Origin of the sequence: Peredibacter sp. HCB2-198, from assembly GCF_045999315.1 — a bacterium.
In the GTDB taxonomy this organism is placed as follows: Bacteria; Bdellovibrionota; Bacteriovoracia; order Bacteriovoracales; family Bacteriovoracaceae; genus Peredibacter.
In genome coordinates this window covers 3,287,628-3,312,486 of the sequence record NZ_CP174607.1, presented here as the reverse complement: position 1 = coordinate 3,312,486, position 24,859 = coordinate 3,287,628, and the positions used below count along the sequence as shown (strand labels likewise).

Annotated in this window: 22 protein-coding genes; 15 read left to right on the top strand and 7 right to left on the bottom strand. The window is 43.9% G+C overall.

What is annotated here, in order from left to right:
* Positions 1-3 precede the first annotated feature (3 nt).
* The 5 genes from asnS (at position 4) to ACJVC5_RS16735 (ending at position 5,781) form a co-directional block, all read left to right on the top strand.
* Entirely contained in the window at positions 4-1,398 is a 1,395-nt protein-coding gene (asnS, locus tag ACJVC5_RS16755; protein ID WP_408096687.1) for an asparagine--tRNA ligase, read from the top strand.
* 2 nt (positions 1,399-1,400) lie between these two features.
* Positions 1,401-2,474, top strand: coding sequence for a sensor histidine kinase (locus ACJVC5_RS16750; RefSeq protein ID WP_408096686.1), 1,074 nt, complete (start codon positions 1,401-1,403; stop codon positions 2,472-2,474).
* A gap of 212 nt (positions 2,475-2,686) precedes the next feature.
* Positions 2,687-4,135 (top strand): hypothetical protein, encoded by a 1,449-nt coding sequence (locus ACJVC5_RS16745; RefSeq protein WP_408096685.1) that lies wholly within the window; start codon positions 2,687-2,689, stop codon positions 4,133-4,135.
* Between the two features lie 13 nt (positions 4,136-4,148).
* The gene (locus ACJVC5_RS16740) at positions 4,149-4,880 is read left to right on the top strand and encodes a hypothetical protein (protein WP_408096684.1); all 732 of its coding nucleotides are present in this window, start codon (positions 4,149-4,151) and stop codon (positions 4,878-4,880) included.
* Positions 4,864-5,781: a signal peptidase II gene (locus ACJVC5_RS16735; protein WP_408096683.1), complete on the top strand. Its 918-nt coding sequence runs from the start codon at positions 4,864-4,866 to the stop codon at positions 5,779-5,781. The genes ACJVC5_RS16740 and ACJVC5_RS16735 overlap by 17 nt, the downstream gene beginning before the upstream one ends.
* Here ACJVC5_RS16735 and ACJVC5_RS16730 read toward each other — a convergent pair.
* Entirely contained in the window at positions 5,759-6,994 is a 1,236-nt protein-coding gene (locus ACJVC5_RS16730) for a hypothetical protein (protein WP_408096682.1), read from the bottom strand. The two genes, ACJVC5_RS16735 and ACJVC5_RS16730, sit on opposite strands and share 23 nt — an antisense overlap.
* A gap of 130 nt (positions 6,995-7,124) precedes the next feature.
* Between ACJVC5_RS16730 and ACJVC5_RS16725 the strand changes: the two genes are divergently transcribed.
* A complete protein-coding gene (locus ACJVC5_RS16725; protein WP_408096681.1) occupies positions 7,125-7,625 on the top strand; it encodes a CAP domain-containing protein in 501 nt (166 codons plus the stop codon).
* On the opposite strand, the gene ACJVC5_RS16720 is transcribed toward ACJVC5_RS16725, so the two are convergent.
* The 6 genes from ACJVC5_RS16720 to ACJVC5_RS16695 are packed head-to-tail and all read right to left on the bottom strand — an operon-like array spanning position 7,622 to position 16,130.
* Positions 7,622-10,840, bottom strand: coding sequence for an AAA family ATPase (locus ACJVC5_RS16720; protein ID WP_408096680.1), 3,219 nt, complete (start codon positions 10,838-10,840; stop codon positions 7,622-7,624). The two genes, ACJVC5_RS16725 and ACJVC5_RS16720, sit on opposite strands and share 4 nt — an antisense overlap.
* The gene (locus ACJVC5_RS16715; RefSeq protein ID WP_408096679.1) at positions 10,821-11,963 is read right to left on the bottom strand and encodes an exonuclease SbcCD subunit D; all 1,143 of its coding nucleotides are present in this window, start codon (positions 11,961-11,963) and stop codon (positions 10,821-10,823) included. Before ACJVC5_RS16715 ends, ACJVC5_RS16720 begins: the two co-directional genes overlap by 20 nt.
* Before the next feature lie 3 nt (positions 11,964-11,966).
* On the bottom strand, positions 11,967-13,523 hold the full coding sequence (gene ricT, locus ACJVC5_RS16710; protein ID WP_408096678.1) for a PSP1 domain-containing protein: 1,557 nt from the start codon (positions 13,521-13,523) through the stop codon (positions 11,967-11,969).
* Between the two features lie 31 nt (positions 13,524-13,554).
* Positions 13,555-14,319 (bottom strand): hypothetical protein, encoded by a 765-nt coding sequence (locus ACJVC5_RS16705; RefSeq protein ID WP_408096677.1) that lies wholly within the window; start codon positions 14,317-14,319, stop codon positions 13,555-13,557.
* Positions 14,316-14,993: a dTMP kinase gene (gene tmk / locus ACJVC5_RS16700; RefSeq protein ID WP_408096676.1), complete on the bottom strand. Its 678-nt coding sequence runs from the start codon at positions 14,991-14,993 to the stop codon at positions 14,316-14,318. Before tmk ends, ACJVC5_RS16705 begins: the two co-directional genes overlap by 4 nt.
* A 12-nt stretch (positions 14,994-15,005) precedes the next feature.
* Complete coding sequence (locus tag ACJVC5_RS16695) at positions 15,006-16,130, bottom strand: hypothetical protein (protein ID WP_408096675.1); 1,125 nt, start codon at positions 16,128-16,130, stop codon at positions 15,006-15,008.
* 141 nt (positions 16,131-16,271) lie between these two features.
* On the opposite strand from ACJVC5_RS16695, the gene ACJVC5_RS16690 reads away from it, so the two are divergent.
* The 9 genes from ACJVC5_RS16690 to ACJVC5_RS16650 all read left to right on the top strand — a co-directional run bounded on the left by ACJVC5_RS16690 (position 16,272) and on the right by ACJVC5_RS16650 (position 24,859).
* The gene (locus ACJVC5_RS16690; protein ID WP_408099251.1) at positions 16,272-16,691 is read left to right on the top strand and encodes a SufE family protein; all 420 of its coding nucleotides are present in this window, start codon (positions 16,272-16,274) and stop codon (positions 16,689-16,691) included.
* A 3-nt stretch (positions 16,692-16,694) separates the two neighbouring features.
* Positions 16,695-17,675: a porphobilinogen synthase gene (gene hemB / locus ACJVC5_RS16685; RefSeq protein WP_408096674.1), complete on the top strand. Its 981-nt coding sequence runs from the start codon at positions 16,695-16,697 to the stop codon at positions 17,673-17,675.
* Positions 17,672-18,229, top strand: coding sequence for a hypothetical protein (locus ACJVC5_RS16680; protein ID WP_408096673.1), 558 nt, complete (start codon positions 17,672-17,674; stop codon positions 18,227-18,229). The genes hemB and ACJVC5_RS16680 overlap by 4 nt, the downstream gene beginning before the upstream one ends.
* 14 nt (positions 18,230-18,243) lie before the next feature.
* Positions 18,244-19,299, top strand: a complete 1,056-nt coding sequence (locus ACJVC5_RS16675) for a glycosyltransferase family 9 protein (RefSeq protein ID WP_408096672.1) — start codon at positions 18,244-18,246, stop codon at positions 19,297-19,299.
* Positions 19,296-20,558 carry a hypothetical protein gene (locus ACJVC5_RS16670; protein ID WP_408096671.1) on the top strand — a complete coding sequence of 421 codons (1,263 nt, stop codon included), beginning with the start codon at positions 19,296-19,298 and terminating at the stop codon, positions 20,556-20,558. The genes ACJVC5_RS16675 and ACJVC5_RS16670 overlap by 4 nt, the downstream gene beginning before the upstream one ends.
* Entirely contained in the window at positions 20,552-21,892 is a 1,341-nt protein-coding gene (locus tag ACJVC5_RS16665; protein WP_408096670.1) for a hypothetical protein, read from the top strand. The genes ACJVC5_RS16670 and ACJVC5_RS16665 overlap by 7 nt, the downstream gene beginning before the upstream one ends.
* A 14-nt stretch (positions 21,893-21,906) precedes the next feature.
* Entirely contained in the window at positions 21,907-22,122 is a 216-nt protein-coding gene (locus tag ACJVC5_RS16660; protein ID WP_408096669.1) for a Flp family type IVb pilin, read from the top strand.
* 119 nt (positions 22,123-22,241) lie between these two features.
* Positions 22,242-23,414: an outer membrane beta-barrel protein gene (locus ACJVC5_RS16655; RefSeq protein WP_408096668.1), complete on the top strand. Its 1,173-nt coding sequence runs from the start codon at positions 22,242-22,244 to the stop codon at positions 23,412-23,414.
* 155 nt (positions 23,415-23,569) lie between these two features.
* Positions 23,570-24,859: a thiolase family protein gene (locus ACJVC5_RS16650; protein ID WP_408096667.1), complete on the top strand. Its 1,290-nt coding sequence runs from the start codon at positions 23,570-23,572 to the stop codon at positions 24,857-24,859.

Sequence of the window (24,859 nt, the reverse complement as noted above, 5' to 3'; positions counted from 1 at the left end):
TTCATGTCTCAGTATCTTTTAATTAAAAAAGTATATGAAACTAAGCCTGTAGATCAGACTGTGATCGTCCGTGGTTGGATTAAATCACTTCGTCAGTCGAAAAAGTTCTCTTTCATGGTTGTGAATGATGGGACAACTCAGAAAGATCTTCAGATCATCGTAGATGGCACTCTTGGTAATTATGAAGAAGTGGTGAAGCTTACGATCGGTTCTTCAGTTGAAGTGGAAGGTCTCATTGTTGCTTCTCAAGGGAAACAGCCTGTAGAAATGCAAGCAAAGCGCGTTCACATCTACTGCCTAAACGGTGAAGACTATCCTCTTCAGAAGAAAGAGACCTCTCTTGAGTACCTAAGAGAGATCGCCCACCTTCGTTCTCGAACAAACACTTTCTCGGCAGTGTTCCGTCTTCGTCATGAGCTTGCTCAAGCGACGCACGAGTTCTTCTCAAATGAGAGCTTTGCTTACCTTCATACTCCCATCATCACAGCATCTGATGCTGAAGGTGCAGGGGAAATGTTCCGCATCTCAACTCTCAACCTGGATAAACTTCCTCGTGGAGAGAAAGGTGCCATTGATTTCAAGCAAGATTACTTCGGTCGCGAGACTTTCTTGTCTGTATCTGGTCAGCTTGAAGCTGAGACATTTGCAGTTGGTGGTCTAGGACGCGTTTATACATTTGGACCTACATTCCGTTCTGAAAACTCAAACACGGCCCGCCACTTGTCTGAGTTCTGGATGGTTGAACCAGAGGCCGCGTTTTTCACTCTAGAGGACAACGCCCAGCTTGCCACTGGTTATGTTAAGCACCTTATTAAGCGCGCGATTGAGAAGTGTGGTGATGAGCTAGAGTTCCTGGCCAGCCGTTATTCTCCTGAGAATCTAAAAACTCTTGAGCACGTGAAGAATTCACCGTTTGAAATGGTGACTTATACGAAAGCAGTTGAGATCCTTCAGGAAGCAAGTAAAACTCATAAATTTGACTACCCAGTTTCTTGGGGAACTGATCTTCAAACTGAGCACGAGCGTTTCCTCGCTGAACAATACTTCAAGCGTCCAACGATCGTGACTGACTATCCGAAAGAGATTAAGTCTTTCTATATGAAACTCAACGAAGATGGAAAAACCGTGCGTGCTATGGACGTTCTCGTTCCAGGCGTGGGTGAGCTTATTGGTGGTTCTCAGCGTGAAGACAGCTATGAGCGCCTGACTAAGCGTATGAGTGATCTTAAGATGGATCCAACCAACTACTGGTGGTACCTGGATCTTCGTAAGTATGGTTCTGTTCCACATTCGGGTTTCGGTCTAGGATTTGAGCGTGCGGTTATGTACATCTCTGGTATGACGAATATCCGTGATGTAATTCCATTCCCAAGATCACCAAAGAACGCTGAATTCTAATCGTGACAGTCGATCTCGATTTGTTCGAAAACGCCTTTGAATTTGCTCCCATCGGGATGGCCCTGGTCAGCCTCGATGGGAAGTTTCTAAAAGTGAATGAGTCCCTGATTGAACTTTGGGGCTATGATGAACAGGAACTTCTCAATATAGATTTTCAGACCATCACTCACGAAGAAGATCTTGGACGTGATCTGGGTTTTCTTCATCAGTTAGTCGATGGAAAAATTCCGAACTACCGAATCGAAAAACGTTACTTCCATAAAAATGGAAAGACCATGTGGGCCCTTTTGAGTGTTTCTTTGATTAGAAACGACGAAGGAAAACCTAAGTTTTTTATCTCTCAGATTCTAGATATCACTGAAATTAAAAATGCTCAGCATACGATGGTCTATAACTCGAAGATGATTGCGCTTGGGGAAATGGCCGCAGGAATTGCTCACGAGATTAATAACCCATTGGCCATTATCCACTTGAATGCAGTGGCGATTGAAGAGTCATTGAATGATTCTCCTCCTGACAAAAAAATGGTGGGGATGTTCTTAAAGAAGATCAACGATACGGTTTCGAGGATTAATGGAGTCGTGACGAGTCTTAGAAAGCTTTCTCGTCGCTCTGAAGAAATTCATTTTGAAAAATACGAACTGGAACTTATCGTCCAAGACTCCCTGGCCCTGTGCTTAGAGAAGTTCCGTATCTCAGGTGTAAAACTTAATAAGTCGGTCCAAAATCTTGTTATCGAATGTCGTCCAGTAGAAATCTCACAGGTCCTGATTAATCTCTTAAATAACGCCTACTACGCCGTAAGAAACTGTGAGCTTAAAGAGATTGATCTCGTTGCCACTCATGATGATAAGAAAGTGAAGATTGTCATTTCTGATTCAGGGCCGGCCATTCCGGAGGAGATCAGGGCAAAGATTATGGAGCCTTTTTTTACCACGAAGCCATTGGGTGAAGGCACTGGTCTGGGTCTTAGTATCAGTCGCAATATAATCGACTCACACAAGGGCACGATTACTCTTTGTGAAAAAGCACCTAGAACGACGTTTGTGGTGGAATTTCCTATTTCTCAGCACTAATGAAATTTTCAACTGTACTAAGTGTCGCTTGTTTGCAAGTAATCAAATTTACTCATTAATTGGGACATTTGACTTGATTTTTTGGCACCTTTTCTTGATGTCACCCTGTCTAAGAACGCAATAAAGCATTTTCTTCTGATCTTGCCAGAGATGATTATGATCATCGGATAAAATACCGATAAGCAGACAAACTTATCAAGGTCAGGTTGTACATGAAAAGAAGAACTTTGGTCGTTAGCACTTTAACGCTCTCTGTGCCGGCCCTCTTCGTTTTGTTTCAGAACTTCACTTCCACTTCGGATCGGCCCGTTTATGTGAAAGCACCACAAAAATATTATGAAAACAAAAAATGTACCATCTATAGCGTGTCTGAGAATAAGAGCTTTGTAAAAATAGCGGAATCTTCTGCACCTCTGGCCGCGGACAGTGTTGCCCGATGCAGATCCTTTGCACACCAATACTATGTCCGAGTGCCAAATTGTGGTTACTCAATGAATGTGCATGGTATTGGCCAGGCCGGGCCTATGAGTATCATTTCTGTTCTTGAGAGCAAAAACACGACCAGCACGAGCTTCAAAACAAACACCAAATACATTGAGGTCGTTTCACCCGCAACAAGTGCAATCGCTTTGTACCCTACCAAGTGTTATTCAGAGGCCGAGTATAAGACCTATGCACAAGGGAAGAAGCAATCTCCTGACTGTAACTACGCCAAAACTAAATTTTGTGTGAATCCTTCTACGCCTCTCTTAAGTCAATCATCGCCTGAGCTAGCCAAATACATTTCAAACGTTACTAAAGACCCATCTATCACTCGTGATCCGGGCTGGTGCGGGCCGGTTGCAACTACAATGTCCTTCTTGGGATCCATCATCGATGAAGAAAATGAAATCTATGAGGACTCATTCCTCTGGAAGAAAAATGCCTTATCTCTTTCTTCAAAAGAGCTTGGTGCCCTTTCTATGTATGAGCGCACGGCGAAGTTTGGTGACGTGATTCATAATCTCGGGAATTATATGAACACGAATTGGAAGAAAGGTGGTTCTGTACCTGAGACAGGTATGCGAACAGCGTTCTCCCGTATTGATCCGTCGATACGTAATCTTAATAAGGCCCTCTATCTGGCGGAAGTACGCAGGGACTTCTTTAAGATGTTTAAAGAAGAAGTCACTCTCAATAATCTGATTTCCAAACTCACTAAGGGCAAGCATGTGACAACATTGTCAGCGGTGACCTACCGTCAGAAGTGCGACTATACGGCCAAACTTGTTGAGCAGACTGCGACACGTGATGTTTATGAGGCCACGTTTAAATGTGATGATAAAACGCCTTACCAGTCTTTAAGCGGGGGCCATGCCTTGAGCGTGAATGGTATTGAAGATGGTTATGTTAAAATTTACGATCCATGGGGAAGAATTTATAACGTAAAAATCACTTCTGGAGTTAATGTCCCTGGTTTCATGAGAAACGGAAGTATGATCTCTTATGTGAACGGGGAGGCGGGCTACATGAAAGACAATCTTGTTCCTGCTCCAAAAAAGATAAGTATGGCGAAAGGAGCAAATGTTGGACCGGTCCTCGACACCATGAGATACCGCCACGTGAACCTCGGTACATTCAGAGGCTTTAACTATTCAACAACTCAATACCTGAAAAAGTAACTACAAGGGAACTATGCTGAAAGGGAAATGGCCATTAATCGTTTTACTAGTAACAGGAACTATTCTCGCAGGATACTTTTTCAAAGGTGAGACCCATGAAGAAGTGGCCATGATGGATGAAAAAGAGCAGGAGAGTCATGCAAAGGTTCCTCACCGGAGAGAGAAATCGGGAGAAACTTCCCGGACAGTTGCCTCCGCTTCTTCCGTTGATCCAAAAAATTATCTCCTGAATTTAAGACTTAACTCTGACGTTGATGAGCTGTACAAGAAAACAAGTGAACTGTTTGAAGGGAGTGCAAATAAAGATGATCTGGCCACTTGGATAAGCATTGGTCTTGTCTTCGATGGTTCAGAGGAATACGGAACTCTGTTAAGTCGTTCACTTGAAGAGATTAATAAAAATCCTTCTGAGAACTTTGCGCTGATTGAACAGGTCATCAAGAAACTTCCACCTGAAGAAAGTTTTCTTCGTGGTCAGCTTATCAATCTTGTTAATAACATGAATCTGGGAAGTGAAGAAAAAAAGAGCTTCTTTGGCAGCGAAATGGTGAGAAACGTCATTCTGGATTCAGAAGGTAACTTCTCCCCGGATTCACTTAATATTACAACTGCAATGATCATGTTAAAAAACAGCGGGACTTCGAAGGCCGAAGCAGAGGAATTCATCACTGAGAGCCTTCAGGTAAACAATGATCCGGAGATCCGAGAAAAACTTTTGGTACGCTTTAATGCTTACTTCCCATAAAAGAGCGTTCCTGGCCTATGTTCCTTTTCTACTGTTCTGGGGGCTAGACTATGTGACAAAGTCCTGGATCGTGGGAAATCAACCCGAGCTCCAATGGGGACCCTTTCATATTGCTTATCATGAAAATCATGGTGTCATACTCGGAAGCTTCAAGGACATTCCCGAGATCTTCCGCTCTGTCTTTCTGTCCACCATCGGACTGGCCATTGTCTCTAGTTACCCTATGCTTCTGAATCTTGTTCATTTTCATTCTAAGAGAATGCAGTTTGGTGTGGCCCTTCTCTTTGGTGGGATCATGGGGAACGTAACGGACAGAGTCCTTTATGGGTATGTTGTAGATCTTTTTTATCTTAAGACAAACTGGTTTACCACTCCTGCCTTCAACCTGGCCGATCTCGTCCAATGGGTGGCATATATTCTTATCGCGACAGCTATTTCTGGTGAGCTTAACCGGCATGTTCCGGAAGGGGACCGACGAAAGTTTCAATGGATCATGCCTTCCTTTCAATACAAGTTTTGTCTTGCCCTTGTGGCCTTGGTGTTTTTTGTGACCTCTATCCCTTTGGTCTTCGGTCTCACCTTTTTGAAATATACCTTGTCAGCGTCAGGTGTCTTTTCTGAGAGGGAAATGACTGCTTTTCTTTCAATGTATCTCATCACTTCTTTTTCTCTGCAGATGGTTCTTTGTCTTGGGGCCGTCATCATCGGAAAAATCCTTTCAAGCAGAGTGGCGGGACCGATTCTGGGGATTAGACGTTACCTGCAGGACACCTTAAACGGAAAGAACTACGGGTTTAAGCTACGAGATAAGGACCCCTTTAAAGAGCTTGAGAAGCCTCTTACAGAGTTAAACCACCGAGTGACAAGGGACACAGAATCTAACGATCGTAGGCCTTCTTAATTTCTTCGTAGATACGTTCTTTCATATTACCGGCCCGTGAGCACATAAGATCAGTGATATCCAATTGGTAATTCACGTAAGCTTGAAGGCCCTCGTCATAAAACTCGTGATAACAATCCGGCAGACCCAGCACATGACCGAACTCATGGCGAATGGTCCACTGAGACTCGTATTCTTCAATCGGCTGGTTAGAATCCATCACGATTTCATTGCCACCAAGACCATTTACATGCGGAACAACCCCTGGTTCAAATTTAAGGCGAGGCCCATTACGGAATGATCCGAATTCCATTTTAAGGGACCAATCGGCCCAACGGAATTCGTCCTCTATATTGTTTCGAAGATAAGGAATGAATTTTGGAATCTCTGGTGTGTTAAAAGGCACCACCGCATATGTTCCATACCACTTGATATCTGATCTGCGACCGCCTGAAGGAATCAGGAAGAAGTTGTCCCAGTTCTTCTGAGCTTTGGCGAAGTAGTTTGAGTAGTATTCAGAGAGAGTATTATTTTTAAAAGCGCGTTCGAGGGCCTTCTCGCAACTTCTTTGAGACGTACCCGGAGTATTGCGACAGATTTTATAAAGAGCATCTCTAATCTCTGGAAGTTTGTCGGTAGGAATCTGGGCCACATCTTTTAGCTCTTCAGCACCAATCTTATTTTGCGTGAGATAATAATAACCACGCACATCTTGAGCGGCCGCTCGTTTATATTCACTTCGATAAGCGTCTACTGATTTATAACGAGCAGCACTTTGGTAATTGCGGTCAAGTTTGCGGGCATGAAGGATGAAGGTTTCGTCATCCAATGTGGTCGTCGTCGGAAGATCACCATTCCCAACAATAACTTCTCTCATAGGGCCCGGCATCGCCTCAAGAGTCTGGGCCACTTCCTTAGCAATAATTGAAGGAGAGTAGACATTCGGCTTATCGATCGGAATTCCGCGACGAGTGGTCGGAGAAGTTAAACGAATGGCCGATTCTCCTGAGCGATTTTCATTAACGAGAGCGATCCATTTACTCAAGCGAGCGCCAAGCTTAATAGTTGATGTAATTGCCGGATCATCCCGATCAATCTGAAACTTTTTATTTCCTGCTTGGGCCCGTAAGAGTGATTCATACTCTACTGAGGTCATCTCTAAATCAAGGTGAAGCGGAAGATGAGCGAAAGCAGTACCAGTTACCAATGAAAGAACGAGGGACAACTTTTTCATACCAGTCCTTTGAGAGTACTTGAGTGAGGGGGCCTCTTTTGAGTCTAGGATGAGAAAGGTCGGGTTGTGAACATTATTCCGGTGGAATTCACTCCTTTGACACTCCTGGCTGCCAGGACAAAATGAGCGGATGAAAATTTTAATCCTTTCTTTGTTCCTATTGGCCGCCTGTAAAACACCCACCGCTGATAATTTCAATCCCCTTGATTCATATTTAGATATAAGTACGGGTGGTCTTACTTCTCTTGGAAAAATGAGCGCCGATTACATGGACCTGGTGAACCTCAATCGGGCGCAGCTTGGACTTCCCGCCTTTATAGATTCTGATGCGATAGAAGCAGAGGCCACTAAGCATGCTGAAAATATGGCCCAAGGACTCACTCCTTTTGGAACTTCAGGCAGTAGTGAAAGATGCACACGGATCAAAACGGCCATGGGACAAGGGGTCAGCTGCAGTGAATTGGTGGCGCGAGGGCCAGGATCTCCTGAAGAACTTTTTGCTCTTTGGGTAAAGAGTGATTCTAGTCGTGCGAGGCTCATGAGTACGAAATTTACTCACTCTGCAATTGGACTCGCTAAAGATGCCACTGGTAATGAATTTTGGGTGCAGATTTTTTTGGAAGTGCCTTAGTTCATCTTAAGCGACACAGTAGATGTTCCATCCTGCTTTTTACTTAAAACGAGATTTACCGGGATGGCACTTGTGAGTGACTTGATATGAGAAATGATTCCCACCATCAGACCTCGGGTCTGAATTTGTTGAAGCATATCCAGCACATCTTCCAGTGATTCCTGGTCAAGAGTTCCGAAGCCCTCATCAATAAAGAGTGAATCAATTTCGGCCTGGCCACGAGTCATCTCCGCGAGCCCCAGCGCCATGGCAAGAGACACCATAAAGGTCTCACCACCAGAGAGAGTGGAAACTTTTCTGAGATTCCCTTCACGGAACTTGTCCATGATGTAGAACTCAGGAGTAAGTTTCATACGGCGTGATTGATGAAGGATCTCATAGCGGCCCTGACAAAGCTTTTGCAGCTCCTGATTGGTTTGTTCAATCAAGTTTTCTTCAACCAGTGAGAGAACGAATGTGCGGAGTTCATCTTTACCTAGGACTTCACTTAAGCGCCCTCGACGATCCAATTTCTCCTGAATGTCTTTTGCTTTAAGGTTCAGAAGAAGAATCTTGTCCTGAAGTTTTTCCCAGTCTTCAAGACGGGCCCGAACACTGGCAAACTTCATTCGGCATTCATTAACCGCATGCTTGTATTGATCTTTTTCGCTCTTAAGACCTTCAGAAATGGGAATGAACAGCACTTTTTCAGATTCAAGTGTAAGACCGAGATGGGAAAGGTGCCCCACCAGATTGGCGAGATTTCCTTCCGTGATGTTCATCGTTTGGGCCTTCTCACGAACCAGATGAAGTTCTTGAGCAAAGTGCAGGTCATAGTCTTTGGTAAGTTTATCCAACTCATACAAACGACTTTGGAATTCTTTTAATTGTAGTTCTTGCTTACGTTGGTTCTGTTCTTGCTGGACCCATTCTTCCTGGGCCTTCTTCGCCATAGCGTTTAGCTCTTGAATGAGATCCTGGGCCTTTTTCCCTTGAAGTTCTTTCTGAAGGACCGCTTTAAGCTCATTGGTCTCACCTTGGAGGCGAGCCACTTCAGTTTCAAGAAGTCCACGTTCTGTGGTCTTCTCTTTTAGCTGAAGAGAGTAGTGCTCTTTTTCCTGACGGCACTTTTCTAATTGAGTTTCAGTCTCGATATAAGAGGCGAGAAGGCGCAGGTCTTTTTTAAGGTCTCTGATACTGTCTTTGTTAAATTCAGAAACCAGGACCTTGGTTTTTCCTTCAATTAATGCGAGTTTTTCCTGGGTCCCTGAGAGGACTTGCTCTTTTTTCTGAAGGTCAAGTTTAAGGGCCCCATAGTGCTCACGCGACTTTTTAAGTTCGGCCTCTAATTTTTGGAGCTCTTTTTGAAGATTATCAAACTCCCAAACCTGTTTTTTTACGGTCGCGAGTTCCTGGTCGAGAGATTCCAGAGAGGGAAGTACTTTGATGGCCTCGATTGTAAATTCGGCCATCTCTTTTTGGCGCATCTCAGACTGAATGGTCAGCGTATTTTTCTTCTCAGACAGAATTCTTTCTTCTTCACGACTCTTTAAAAGAAGAAGATTTAGTTCACGAGCGCGATTTTCAATTTCTTTTAGATCGGTCTTGGTGAGATTGGCCTTTAGTTCTTCCAATCGCTTGTGAGGCACAAACTGCTCACAAACAGGACAGCTTTCTTTTGCTGAGATAAGGGCATGGTCCACACAAATAAGACTGGCAGAAAGAACTTCCTGAAGTTTTAAGGTCGTTTCAATTGGAACAAGTTCTAGTTCGGTCTTTTTAATGAGACCAACTAAACTTTCAATCCGGCGATCTCCCACTTCTTTTTCTTGATCAATTTCAAGCAGGGCCTTTTTTAAAGAATCCAGGGCCACTTCTGCCCGCTGCTTTTTCTCCAGGTCCTTTTGCAGGTCTTTTTTCTTTGTTTCAATTTGCATTTCCAGGGCCTTAAGATCGGCCGGGAATGATTTTAGTTTATCACTTAAAGTTTCTGCTTCTTTTTTGGTCTCTTTACCTTGAATCTCCACTTCCTGAAGACGAAGTTTAATTCCTTTAAGCTCTTCCTCTTTAAGTTCCTTATCTGAGTAGAGGTCAAAGGCCTCTTCAAGTTCCTTGCGAAGATGTCTTAGTTCTTGAAGAGCATACATAAACTCTTTTTGAGAGTTCGTGAGTTTTTCCTGTAAAACAATTTCCTTGTCCGCAATGACCTTACTATCGACAGTCAGTTTCTCGATGATGTTTTTATGAGAATCGGCCCTCGTTTGAAGTTGTTTTAATTGTGCTTCAAGGTTTTTGTATGTCTCTTCTTTCGTCAGCAGAACCTGAAGGGCCGGAAGTCTCGTTTCAAGGTTCTTTTGGGCCTCGTCTTTTCTTTCCAGTACTTCCTGGCCTGCTTTCAGGAGGAGGTTATAGCTCTTGGTGAGCTCAGACATGTCTTTCTTAATGGATTCAATCTTTCGATTGTTTTCCCCGTGCTTATCGTGATTGGAAGAGAGGCTCACAAAATGATAATCCAACTCTTCAATGTGCTTAAAGGTCGCTTCGAGAACTTTAAGTTCTGACTCTAGTGACTCTTTTTGTTCTTTGAGATTATCACCTGTAATGCCATCACCTTTCAGGGCCTCACGTTCAATTTCAATATCGCTTTTGGCCTTCTGAAGCTGATCTATCTCGAGCTTCAGCTCCCGACTCATGCTCTCGAGCATTTCACCCGGATAAAGTTTTTCTAGAATTTCTTTTCGGTCCGTAAAAGAACTCGTGAGAAACTTCGCAAACTCGCCCTGATTCAGAATGATACATTTACAGAACTGATCAAAGTCGAGATTTAGAAGTTCAGTAGTGTTGACGGTAGCAATGTGCTTCGCGCTTTCAAAATGCGGAGCTTCAATCGTGTAAAGGTTTCGAACCGGTGTCTGAGGAGTCGAATAGGGCTCTCCGTTTTGTTTTCTCACTCGGGCACGCCAATCGGCGAGATAGTACTTACCTTTTACCTGAAAGATGAGTTCAATCGAACCATCTTTCTCTCCGAGAGTCACTACATCCAGTTGGGTCACGTTCTTTTTATAAATTTGCCCATAGAGAGCGAGACCGATGGAATTTAGAACGGAAGATTTTCCGGAACCTGTTTCACCGGTTATGGCAAATAGAGAACTATGAGATTGAATCTCTTGAAAATTGATTTCCTGCTCACCTTTTAAGGAGGCGATGTTTCGAACTCTAAGACGAATGAGGCGCATGCTTTACCTTCTCTAAGAGTTCAATGAAATCAGCTTTCAAATCATCTGGTACTTCTTTTTTTTCCGGAAACTTAGTGGCGTAGAATTCCTGGAAAAGTTCCAGCGGGGAGAGCTCAAAAAGCTTCTCATGTTTTTTAGGAGCGTCGTCCTTGGCGGCATAGAAAGGAAGGAACGATAAAAGCTCTAGTCCCTTTTTATCCAAAACTTCTTTAATTTCATCAATGAGCCCAATTCTTGGGGCCGCGAGATTTAGCTGAACTTCCACCATACCTTTTAGTTCTGTCGATGGTGTAAGCTCTTTTAGTTTCGCCAGATAATTGGATTCGTCGGCCTTAACGATAAAAAGATCTCTAAAGATCGGAATCTGATGGACCCTGATTTCAAACTCAGAGTTTTTTACATCAATGATCATCACTGATTTTCTTTGAGTTTCTGAAAAACGCATAGGAATCGGGGAGCCTGAGTAGTAACTCTTCTTTCCGACTTTTTGTGGTTTATGAATATGTCCCAGGGCCACATAGTTAAAACTATCCATGACTTCAGTTGGAATGGAGTCCACCCCACTTAGTGAAATCACTTGTTCTGATCCCGCGGCCTCAAACACTCCGGCCAGATGATGAAGCATCAGAATCGTTGGCGTTCTGGAATTGTGATTAAGATAAGTTTTAAGCACTGCCAGAGCATCACCTTCCCCTTGAGGAAGCAGTTCGTAAGAGCGGAAGAATGGTAGAGCACAAAGATCAATGCTCTCATTGCCCTTGGTGATGTTGATCCAATGGTCTTTTGTCTCAGGTGAGAGTTTTCCCCAGATCTTCACTCTGTGAAATGACAGAAGTCGCGCTGGTGCCTCTAAAAGAAGTCCAGAATCGTGGTTTCCAGCAATGATATAAGTATCAGTTGTGGTTTCCGTCGAAACCCGATGGAGGAAGTTATAAAAAACTTCCAAACTCTGATGTGGGGGAGTGGGGGTATCGAAGATGTCTCCCGCAATCAGGAGGACATCAATTTTCTCCTCTCGAAGGATCGAGAGGAGCCAATTTAAAAATAATTCGTGTTCTGGTGAGCGATCGAGCTTAAAGAGTCTTTTACCAAGGTGCCAGTCCGATGTGTGAAGAATCCTCATGGATTATCTCGGCGGTCGATTTCTTCCTTGATTCTGACCTTGTTGTCCACCACCTTGTGGACGGTTCTGGTTGTTTTGACCTTGCGGACGAGGACCACGGTTATCTTGGCGTGGGCCACGATTGTCCTGGCGAGGACCTCTGCTGTCACCTCTCGGTGCCTGCGGACCTTGTCCTTGCGGACGCGGACCACGGTTTTGCTGGCCTTGTGGGCGAGGACCGCGATTGTCACCTCTCGACGCCTGCTGACCACGATCCATTAGATCCACGCGGGTTCTAACAGGTTCATGATCCACTATATCTTCTTCCTCATCTTCCGGAAGAATTTCGTCTTCACTCGGAGTATAGAAGATCTCTTCTTCTTCATCCGGTGTTTTAACTCTTGGTTTGCTTGATTCAAGTTCCGCTACAGCTGGAAGTGAGTAATCCAGAGTTTTCTCTCCGAATAGTGACTCAAAAATTCCATCCGCGAAAGACTTACCTTTTTCTTTATAAGTTTTAACTTCAGCTTCAAAGGCCTTAATCTTCTTCGCTTCTTTATCATCCAGACCAACTACTTTATGAGTTTCATCTGTGATCATATCGAACTCTTTTGGGAAGTTCGCAGTTTCTTTATCCAGAGTCTCTTTATAAAGGTCCACCACGAAGCGCTTACGCACTCCACGGTTGGTCATCATGACAAATTGTTCACTTAAAAGGTGAAGACGATCTACGCGACCAGTTTCACCAGTGTGAGTGGTGATAATGTCGCCTTCTTTTGGAAGACGTGAGCGCTTCTCACGATAAACATCATCTTCGTACTGAAGACAGCATTTAAGCTGACCACATACGCCATTAAGTTTTGAGAAATTGAGTGTCAGGTCCTGGTTCTTCGCCATCTTGATGCCCACGTTTCCGTATTTCGTGAGGAATGAGGAACAACAAAGCTCACGTCCACATGGGCCGATACCGCCGATTGAGGCAGAACGGTCACGAACAGAAATCTGACGAAGTTCAATACGAGTTTTAAGTTTGGCCACCAGATCTCTTACGAGATCACGGAAGTCTACGCGGGCCGGAGCAATGAAATAGAATACGGCCTTCTTACCAAATGAAGTAAACTCCACGTGAGTAAGCTGCATGTCGAGCTTAAATTGCTCAATGAGATCATTACAAATATTTTCAGCGTTTTTTTGCTGGCGATAAGCTTCTTGATCTTTCTGAACATCTTCATCAGTTGCGACCTTGGCGATACTGCGAACTGGAAGCATGCTTTTATTGAAAGGAACTTCGTAAGGAAATGAGTTAACGTATCCAACCGCCATTCCACGGTCCGACATCGCCACCACTTTCTGGCCGTACTCAATTCTTCTTTTACCGATTAAAAAGGGGAATGATCGAGAGTTCCCAGGGAAGCGGACTCGTACGAAGCGCAGGATTTGCCCTTCTTTAAATCTACTTTCTTCTCGGCTCTCTTTATCTTCAGACGTTTCAGCGTCCGACATTTCTGAAGTTTCATCTTCAGATATTATGGTATCCGTAGGAGGTAGCTTGTCCTCTTCTACGTGTTGTTCATTGGTCATTCAGTTATTTTCAGAGTTTTTCCGTGCTAAGTCAACGAGAGAGAACCTGCTCTCGAACATAAGAATAGAAAAGCGCCCATTTTGTCGCAGTAGGTTGATGGAAGGTTTCCATCTCCTGGAACTCCTTGAGCCACTTATTTAGGGCCGTTTTAGAGTCGGGCCGATCCAGTTGCTCGGACTCCCAACGAATGAGTTCATTGACCCAAAAACCTAGCTCCGGCTCACTTCTGGAATAATTTTCTAGAAATTCGGAGAGCGTCATTTTCTTAAGGTCGGCCAGGAGATTATTCCACTCCGAAAAATCCGAAGCAGGAAGTTTCACCGGCAAACGGATATGAATGGCCCGCGAGTGAATAGTTGGCAGAAGTTGTCCACGACGTGGATTCAAAAGGAAAATAGTTGAGGCGCCCTGAGGTTCTTCCAAAAGCTTAAGCCACTTGTTGGAAACAATGGTGTTTACTCGATGGGCCTCAGTGATGACAGCAAACTTTCTTTTTCCCTGAACAGGTTTAAATTCAAAGAAGCGAGCAAAGGCCTCGGCCTCTTCAACCTTGAATGGTTTGTCTTCTTCGATCTCACTGGTATTTCCCAGAACGTAAACATCTGGATGGTCCATAAGATGAGTGAGGCTTTGTTTGTGGCCTTCTACTTTTTGGTAGTAGTCACGAATGAATTGGTGGACAAAATTTAAAAGAGCTTCATGGGCAACATGTTCAGGTGCGGAAGTCTCTACGATATAAAAGTGTCCGAGTTCGTTATTGCGTGCTTTGGTGAGGAGAATTTCAGAGAGATTCATGCGAGAAATTTCTCCAAATCCTTAATGATCAGTGCCGTCACTTCTGATGGCGTTTTTGAAGCATCAATCTTCATGATTCTTTCCGGAAAAATTTCTGAAAGATCACGGTATCCATCCACGAGATTTTGATAAAATTCGTGTTTTTCACTCTCAAAATAATCTTTTTCGTTCCCACGTGCTTTTTGTCTTTCCATCGAAGTCTCAAGAGAAATATCGAGGAAATAAGTGCGGTGAGGAAGAAGATTCAGAGGATCATATTGGTGAAGTGTGAGAACTGTTTCATAGCCCAACTTTCGGGCCTTTCCCTGATACGCCAGAGTGGAATCAATATAGCGATCCAGGATCACCACTGATTTGGGCCGAAGTAGGAAAGGAAGAATTTTCTCTTTTAACAATTGAGCGCGACTCGCAAGAAACAAATGGCATTCAGCAAGTGGATGAAGAGGTGACTCTGATTTTAAAATCGCCTCACGAAGCTTTTCACCAAAAATAGTTCCACCCGGCTCACGGAGAGTGATCACTCTGAGACCTTTCTTCTGGCAATGGGCCTCGATCTCTTTAATCTGAGTGGTTTTTCCAGAACCTTCAATTCCTTCTAACGAAAGAAAAAAACTTCCTGGAGTCTCTGGGTTACGGTATTGGGACTTGATATGATTTAAAGCTTGGGTTTTCACCCGGAAATCATATTAGAAGTCTGACACTTCTTCAACCACTGGTTCGGCCGGTTGAGACGTACCATTCATGGCAGCATCTAATGTTTCGCCCTGATTGTTGTTGTCATTTCCAACCAAAGAGTGTTCAGGCGCTGGAGGCGGTTCATGCTGTTCAGGCATATCTTGTGGCTCCACAGGTGGTTCATCCATTTGATCACGATCTCTCATGTGAGTTTCTACACGAGTTGGAAAACGAGATGTAATCACTGGACGGCGAGGAGGATTATAACTTGGAACACTTGCAGGTCTACGGTTTGAGACTTGAGGTCCTGGTCGATTGGCCGGAACTTCACCCACCGGAGCTGGAAGTGGATCAGAAATGTTTTGAGGAGCTTCTTTCTCAGCAACAAGCTCTACATTTCCTATTTCCGATGAAGGATTTAGGAGGAAGTAACCACCTACCATCATGGCCATGAAAATGGCGGCAGCAGCTGGTACGGCCCACTTTAATGAATCACTGACTTCAGTAGATTTAAGATTTGAAAGAGTCATCTCATCTAATTTGAGCGTGAGGACTTTCGCCTGCATTTGACCCTGATGGGCAAGTTCAGCAAGTTCTACGTGAGTATTGAGATGTGGTTTTTCGATTTTATCAACCAGAAGAAGTCGCGCTTTTTGAAAGCTTGAATCCTGAGGGGCCTCAGGTAATTCGCTGGCCGAATGGATGCGACGATCAAAGCCAGTAAACTCAAAAATCTTTCTCCAGGTATCGCCATTGTCGACTGAGAGATGATCGGTCATCACAAGGAGACCCATCTCGATTTTTTTATCAATGTCCTGGAATGAAAATGGCCCTTGTTTCTGGCCCTGATTCAGAGTCCAGAATGGTCCTTCGTTTTTTTCTTTCGAAAGATTCTCAGGAGTGCGACGCTGGAAAAAAGCGTGGGTCCAGAAAGGATGATAGTCATTGGTATCCAGGCGAGAGGCCAGAGCGTTGTCGAAGACGTTCTCATTCTCGGTAGCATAGTGTTTCAGAGACTGAGACTCAAATGGTCCAAAAAGTTCTTCGCCGATTTTTACCATCCATAAATCATGGTTATTGAATCCCATCTTATCGATAGTTTCTTTTGACAATGGTTTTAGGTCTAAAGCCGCCATAAGCACTCTTCCTTTTCTACTTTTCTTTTTCGGTGCGGAGGGGCAAAAGCTTTAAAAATCCACCCAAATTTATTGAGGTTTTTGACTAAGTCCACCTAGAGGAGCATACTGGGGCACCTAAGCAGGGGAAGTTACGTGAATATGCTAGAGAGAACCACTCAGGTTAAAGAACGTTTTCTTAAGTTTAATGACTGGGAAGACCGCTACAAAGAACTCATTCAACTGGGCCGCGGACTCGCCGCCTATCCGGAAGATAAGCGCGAAGAAAAATACAAAGTGAAAGGATGTCAGTCACAGGTGTGGTTGTATCCAGAATTTAAAGATGGCCGCGTGTATTTTTATGCAGACTCTGATGCCGTATTAGTCAAAGGCATCGTAGGGTTACTGGTGAGTGTTTACTCTGATGCAACTCCGGATGAAATCCTTGCCACCAAACCAGAATTTTTAAAAGAAGTGGGCATTACAGAACATCTATCTATGAACCGCACCAATGGTTTAGCGGCCATGATGAAACAGATGCAGATGTATGCTCTCGTGTTTAAATCCATGCAGAAGGCCTAATATATGATGCTCAATCGTCCTCGTAGAAATCGCCAAAACGAAGTTATTCGTTCGATGGTTCGTGAATCTTATCTCTCTCCGGATCACTTAATTGCTCCTTTGTTTGTGATCGACGGAAAAAATCAAAACATTCCTATTAAATCGATGCCGGGCCAGTCTCGTCTTTCCATTGATGAACTCGTGAAAGAAGTGAAGGAACTTTACTCTCTAGGAGTGAAGTGTGTGGCACTTTTTCCAGCAATTGATGAGAAACTTAAAACTCCTGATGCTCGTGAGGCCTATAACCGTGATGGTCTGAATTTTCGTTCAATCCGTGCGGTGAAAGAGGCCGTTCCAGGAATGCTGGTGATGGGTGACATCGCCCTTGATCCTTATTCTTCAGATGGTCATGATGGTTTGGTTGATCCAAAAACTGGTGAGATCATGAATGATCCAACTCTGGAAGTTCTAGCAAAGCAAGCTCTGTGTGAAGCTGAAGCTGGAGCTGATATCATCGGTCCATCGGACATGATGGATGGCCGCGTTGGTTACATTCGTATGGCACTAGATGAGTCATCTCATCAGAATAAACTCATCATGAGTTACACCGCAAAATATGCTTCAAGCTTCTACGGTCCTTTCCGTGATGCTCTTGATTCTGCTCCTAAGAAGGGTGATAAAAAAACTTATCAAATGGATCCAGCTAACTCGACAGAAGCTCTTCGCGAAGCTGAACTCGATATGGCCGAAGGTGCTGACATTCTGATGGTAAAACCCGGTCTTCCTTACCTTGATATCATCTATCGTTTGAAAGAAATGAGCACACTTCCCATTGCTGCTTATAACATCTCTGGCGAGTATGCGATGTTAAAGGCCGCCGCTCAGAATGGCTGGCTTGATAATGATAAGGCGATCCTTGAAACACTAACTTGTTTCCGTCGCGCCGGTGCAGATATTATCCTTACTTACTTTGCGAAAGAAGCTGCGAAGCTATTAAACAAATGATGAAAGGCATTCTGGGACTCAGTCTCGTTCTTAATTTTGTTCTTGGTTACTTTCTTCTGACTCAAAAAGATGAGAAGGAAGTCATCGAGAAGGTCGTGGTGGAAAAAGAAACCGTCATTAAACCTGTCATTAAGCAGGTGGTGAAGGAAACGACGGCCGCGCCTAAAAAAGAGCAGGGAGTTTCAACTCCTGAGTTTTTGGGCTTTGAGGAGACTGAGTTTCAGGACGCTGGCGAGAAGATGGAAAACGATCGTCACGACTTTTTCACAGAAAAACTCGGAATGACAGACGAAAAAATCGCTGAACATAACAAAATCCGTGATGAGTTTTTCAGAGCGACCTCTGAATTTTGGAAGAAAGATCCCATGCGAGAACTTACTTTCAAAGAGCGTCGCCAGATGATTGACATGGAAGAGGCCTTTCACTCCAAATTAGAAAAGCTTCATGGAAAGAAAAACTGGGAGCGCTACCTAAAATTCCGCGAATCGTACAACCAGAATGGTTTTAAAAAGCAGCAAACTGAAAATCAGCCTTTCATCTTCATGGGGCTGTAGACTATAATTTTCCCATGCATATTCTCTTAGTCCGCTTCTCCAGTATGGGGGACGTGGTCCTTCAAACAGCTACCATCAATTGGCTACGGGCCCTTTTAGGACCTGAGGCGAAGTTTTCTTTTGTCACGGCCCAAGAGTTTGTGTCCCTGCTAGATACTCATCCGGAAGTTGATCATGTGATCGGATTTGATCGCAGAAAAGGGGAGAAGTGGAAGGACCTGGTTAAAAAGATTGATGATCTAGATAACAAGGAACCGATTGATCTTATTCTCGACCTTCATGCCACTCTTCGCTCGTTTCGCTTAAAACTCACTTACTGGAACATTCCGGCCTTGACCGTTGATAAGCGCCGCTGGGAAAGATTCCTTCTCACAAAAATTAAGAGTGTAAAATTAAAACGCCTTTTTAATAGTAGGTTCTTCGGTCTTGAGACCCAGGTGGAAAGAATTCTCAAAGATTTTGAAGGAGTCTTTCAGGATGGTCGTGCCAAACGTCGCACGATTGATTTCAGAAAAGGTCCTCATCAGGAATTGACTTCCCTCTCAGAGCTTCCAGTTTATCCCATCCCGGGAGAGTACGTTGTTCTTGCTCCGTCAGCTTCGTTCCTTTATAAGCGCTGGCCGGTAGAGTCCTTCGTGGAACTCGCAAAAAAACTTTTGAACGAGACGTCTTACCATTATGTGGTTCTCGCAGGTCCAGATGATAAATTTTGTGACGTGTTTAACGAAATTCAATCGGATCGTTTCCATAACCTTCAAGGGAAGACATCTTTGAAGCAAAGTATGAGTGTTCTCGCTCATGCCAAGCTTTGTATTGGAAACGATTCAGGGATGAACCATATTGCTGAGGCCTATGGAGTGCCATGTTTAACGCTCTTTGGGCCCACGGATCCAAAGTTTGGTTTTGCTCCTCACGGATCTAACTCAAGATACATTTCAAAAGAAATGTTCTGTAAGCCTTGCTCAACCACCGGTAAGACTCCTTGTTATCGCGATAAGCTTTACTGCATGTTGGACATCTCAGTGGATGAAGTCAAAACCAACGCCCTGGAAATGATGGGGGCCCGATGAGAACTCTCGTCTGGATCCTGTTTTGGTTTTTCTATTTTCCTCTTATTCGCCTGGTTTCACTTTTATTGTTTTGGAACTCAAAAGTTGAGGACCGTGAGCGCTTTGAAAAAAGAAACAAGTTTGAGTCCCTGGCCCATTCCTTTCGTGAGAAAGGCATTGTGGCAGATATGTGTTTTGAATTCTCTTCGGAAGGAGAGTATCAGCAGGTCGCTCCTCTTATTACCGATGCTCTAGCGGCAGGAAAAAAAATTGAGTTGGTTTTCTTCTCTCCAAGTGTGGAGAAGGCGATCATGCAGCTTGCGGGAAAATACCCTAGTCAGATTCGCTACCTTCGTTATCCGATGGTAAGACTCTTTCCGATTGCTCGTCGTTCATTCAGTTGCTGGGTAACTGCTAAGACCCTCATCATGGTTCGCTACGATCTTCTACCAGAGCTTCTTCTTTGGAGCTTAAAGAAGGACCATACCCTCAAACTCGTATGGATGACTTTTAAGAAAGAGCGCAGTCGTGGAAAATCTGTATCGTTCTGGAAAAAACTCTTTTTAAAAAACGCCAGCACCATCGTCTATGCTTCTTCTCAAGATGAAGAAGAAGGAAGAAAAATGGGGTTCCCGGGAATCGTTTATGATTTCAGAGTGGAGCAGATCCGCCGTCGAATGGATGGACGGGTAGAGAAGTTCCAAAGCCACTTTGGTCTTTATCCGGATTTTTATACTCACATTAATCTCATCCCTCGAGAGAAGCGCCTGATTGTCGGGAACGCCTGGCCAAGTGATCTTTTTCTCCTGCGTGATTTGCCAGAAGATATCTTTCTCGTGGTAGTGCCTCATCAACTTAGTGATGAAATTCTCAATCTCTTCCGTGAAGGACTGGATAATCTTGGTCGTCCTGTATTTGAAATTAATAATCAAACTCAAAGCTATAAGAATTCTCAAACCATTCTGGTGAATAAGAAGGGCATCCTTTGTGAGCTCTATTCAGATTTTGGAAGAAGCTATGTTGGGGGAGGCTTTGAAGGCAGTATCCATTCGGTGCTTGAGCCCCTCGTCGCCGGCTCGTCTAAAATTAGCTGTGGTCCTTTCCATCACCGTTCCACAGAATACGATGTGGCCCGGGACATGGAGAAGATGACTGAGGTGAATACTCCGGAACAGTTCCTGGCCTGGCTGAATACCCATGCACAGGAAGGAAGTCATGGTATGCTTGATTCGATGTTTAAGAATTATCAGAAGGCGCGGGAGCAAGTAATCTCATGTTAAAGAATCGTTATCAGGAAATTCTGGTAGGAATGAGTTTAATGTCCCTGGTTCGTGGGATCATTTCTCTTCATAGAAACCGTTCAACACTTTTGATCGACGATAAACGTTTCTCAGTGGACAACTACCCAGGACATTTTCTCTCTGAGATGGAGATCCTGGCCCTTCTTCGTATTGGTAAGAAGTTTGATGTCCCTGAACTTCTGGATCTGAGACAATTTCTTATTCCAGCAAGGCTTGAGTTCGCCACTGAATCCCTTCGTTTAAAACTTGGGGGGTCACCACTTTCCAATTTAAAAGAAGTTCTAAGAAAATATCCTGAACTCATTGAGGCGAGTGATCTCGATCAAGTCTATGCTGAGCAGGAAGAGGCCTTTGCTGCGATTTTCATGACGGAGCTCCGTCGTTATGAGTCTCAGTGTTTTGAATCAAGTCAGCGTACGAAGGGTCAGCGCTTTGATCTTCAAGGACCAAAGTGGCTAAAGACTGTGTATGAAAGATTTGGAAAACTTCTAAACGAAGAATACAACGCCTCTAAAAACTTGAAGTTCGCTGGACTCTTGCATCTCCTAGGTCTATCGGCCGAAGAAAAGCTTAAAACCAAACTATTACCGGAAGAGCTTCCTTATTATTTCTTCCGTCTTCTATCTCCTATTTATCGCCTCCAAGACTTCTTTTTAACGACCCAGTTAAAGCGTCGTTTAACTCTGTTAGGTGGTGACTATAAGGAGAGTTCGGTTCAGTTCTGGCAAATGCATGAGAACAAGTTTGAAAATCTTCTCCTCGCAAGTTTTGAAGGTGTGATTTCAGGGGAGAGAGTTCTCTTCTTCTCGCATCTACCGGAAGAAGTTCCTTTTAGTCTTCGATCTCCTTATTCGCTTTTTAGAAAATCACAGATGGCCCCAGTGAAAAGAATCACTGCTCCTTTTCCGCCGACTTCTCTGACTTTTATGACTAGCTCTGATCTTCTTGGATCAGAACGTCCTTATCGAGTGATGGCCCGTGGAGCAGATCTCTCTTATTATCACTGGCCTTATCCGGAGCTTCCAGGTTCAAAGTCAGAGTTTTATGACAAGGGTCTGCAGGATTCTTTCAATGCTGATTCTGAATTCATGCCTTTTGATAAAGGTGCCACTGAGTCCACTCATTTTGGTGGAGCGACCTTAGATTTAAGGCCTCTCAGAATAGATAGAAAATCTGAGGGACCGGTCCTCTCAAAATTGCCAATGGACATTTCAGAAGGGGATCGAGTTATTGAGGGGTTCGAGTATTGGGGACCTTTCCGTTACCGCTCACTGGGACTTTTGGCCCTATGCTATGGTGTGGAAGCAAATTGAGCTATAATAGGTCCATGATTCGTTTTATCCGCAATAAGAAAGGCCAAACAGCGATTGAGTACCTTCTGGTGCTAACCGTGGCCATCTCTATTGGGATCGCTTTTACCAAAAAAATGAAGGACTATCTTATTGAAAGTCCGAACAGTGTTATCGGTAAGCAGTTGAATATATTGAAAAGCCAATTTGAGCAAAACCCTGACTGTAAGTACTGCTATTACAAGCTTCTATAAATAGAAAATATTTTTGACACTCAGTGTAAAATTTACCCTCAAGGCTTCTTTGCCTTTCGACCTCCACACATTTCCTCTATAGTTGACGCAAATTGTCATTTCCTTTCGAGGAGGAGTGTATGAAATCGAGAAACCTATTGGTTCTAGCGTTGTCCCTAAGCTTCGCTACGGCCTATGCTCAGCAGGGCGAAGAGCAAGTTTTAAATTCTGCCCCAATTAACGTTGATGGTTATCTTGCAGAAGAGAAACCAGTAACAGATGGCGAGTTAGAGCAAATTCGCGGAGAGCTCAGAAAGCAAAAAATGGGCACTCAGCTGAATAAAGAAAAGGCGAAAGACCTTGGTAAGCTAACGAACCAAACTGAAAAACTACTTGATAGCCAGGACGAGTACATTGATCAAAAGATCGAGTCTACTCAGGCGATCAAAGAATTTAACAACAAGTACGAAGAGAATCAGAAAAAACTTCGTTGTATTATGGAAGAGTCAGATTCAGCTGAATGTGACCCTTACAAAAATAAATATCTGAAGAACAAGCAAAAGCGCGCCGAAGTGGAGCCAGAAGAAGTTGAACAACAAGTTCAAGTTCAGCAGGCCGCACCAGTTGTTTCTACCGCTGAAGTTGCACCGGCCGTGCAAACTGGCTCATTCGAAACAATCAAACTTCTTCCTTATGCTGGTGGTACTTCATACCAAGGTGAGAAAGAAGAACTTGAAGCGTCACTTGCCGCTGGTCTTCGTTTAGAGTCAAACATCAACTCTCGCTTCTCAATCGGTGTTGGTGTTAACTATGCTCAGTTAAACACAAATGACTTTGGTGGGAACAACTACGGTTATGGTAATTACTATAACGTATATGGACAGCAAGGTCGTGAGATTCAGTATAAATCAATGGGTCTGGATCTTTATGGTAAGTTCTTTATTACTAACGGTGAGCGTTTCCGTCCATACCTTGGATTCGGTGCTGGTTACCAGCGCGCAAGCCTGAAGTACTCTGAGAACAACCAGTACTCTTACAATAACCCGTATTATGGTATGCAAAATTACGGTAACGAAGAGCACACAACTAACTTCTTCAACGGAACACTTATGGCCGGTTCAGAGATCATGATCACTCGTGGTTTCGGTCTTAACCTAGAGGCAGCTTATTCAACTGGTTTAAGCAGTGGTTCAAGCAAGAGCAAGAACAACTCTTTTAACTCGCCGGATGAGCAGCGTCTAAAAGATCTTGGTAAAGACATCACTTCAGCTAACGCACTATCAGTTTTTGCAGGTCTTGTTGTCCTTTTCTAGACTCCATCACCTGATGATACTCCCCTCGAAAAAAGGCTCCTTATGGGGCCTTTTTTTATGCCTGACTGTTTTGCTTTTATCTTAATCTCTTACCATTCCTGATTTAAAATATTCTGGTCTTAATTATTCAAAAATCCCTATGAAAAGGAATTCATATGAAACCCGTGTATCTCGTTGATGGTAAGCGTACTCCGCAGGTGAAAGCTGGTGCAGAACTTAAAGACATTGCAGCTCCGTATCTTGGACACTATTTGATTCGTCACTTAGTCGATAAGTACGCACTTCCCCTGGATCAAATTGATGAAGTGATTGTGGGTAACACTGGGACTCCAGCAAAATATCCAAACGTGGGCCGCGTGATCGCTTTAGAGGCCGGTCTTCATAAGAAAACTTCTGGTTATTCTGTTCACCGTAACTGTGCTTCGGGAATGGAAGCGCTTTCTCAGGCCTATGACAAAATCGCTTCTGGTAGAAATGATTTGATCTTCGCCGGTGGTGTGGAGAGCATGTCTCAGATGCCGCTTCTTTATAACAAAGAAATGACCAATTTCTTTGTTGAACTCATGAAAGCAAAATCAACGGCTCAAAAATTAAAAGTATTTTCAACTTTCCGTCCAAACTTCCTGGCCCCGATCATTGCGATTGAACAAGGTCTAACAGATCCTTTCTGTGGAAGAAACATGGGCCAAACAGCAGAGACACTGGCCCGTGAATTAGGAATCTCTCGTCGTGAGCAGGATGAGTTCGCCAACATGTCTCACCACAAGGCCGCTGCCGCCACAAAAGAAGGAAGATTCCGTGAAGAGATCCTTCCAATTACTGCTGGTAACAAGCTCGATAAGATGATTGCTGATGATCTTGGTTTCCGCGCGAATTCAACTGTCGAAGGTCTGGGAAAACTTAAGCCTTACTTTGAGAAAGAAACGGGGACAGTCACTGTTGGTAATGCTTGTCCAATCACTGACGGCGGTTCAATGTGGTTACTTGCTTCGGAAGAAGCAGTTAAGAAATACAACTTAGAGCCAATGGCACGTATGATGGATTACCACTTCCATGGTCTCGAGCCGGAGAGAATGGGTCTAGGTCCAGTGCTTGCGACTCATGGAGTATTAAAGCGCACAGGTCTTAAGATGTCTGATATCAATCTCTTTGAACTAAACGAAGCTTTCGCGGCCCAAGTACTTGCTTGTCAAAAAGTGATGAAAGATAAGTCTCTTTCAAGTCGTTGGGGCATTGAAGAAACAATCGGTGAGCTTCCACTTGAGAAATTAAACGTGAACGGCGGAGGGATTGCTCTAGGACACCCAGTTGGTTCAACTGGTGCTCGTCTGGTTGTGACTCTTGCTCACGAGTTGAAGCGCCGTAAAGAGAAGTACGGTCTTGCCACTCTTTGTATCGGTGGTGGACAAGGTGGCGCTGTCATCATCGAAAACCTTAAAGTGTAA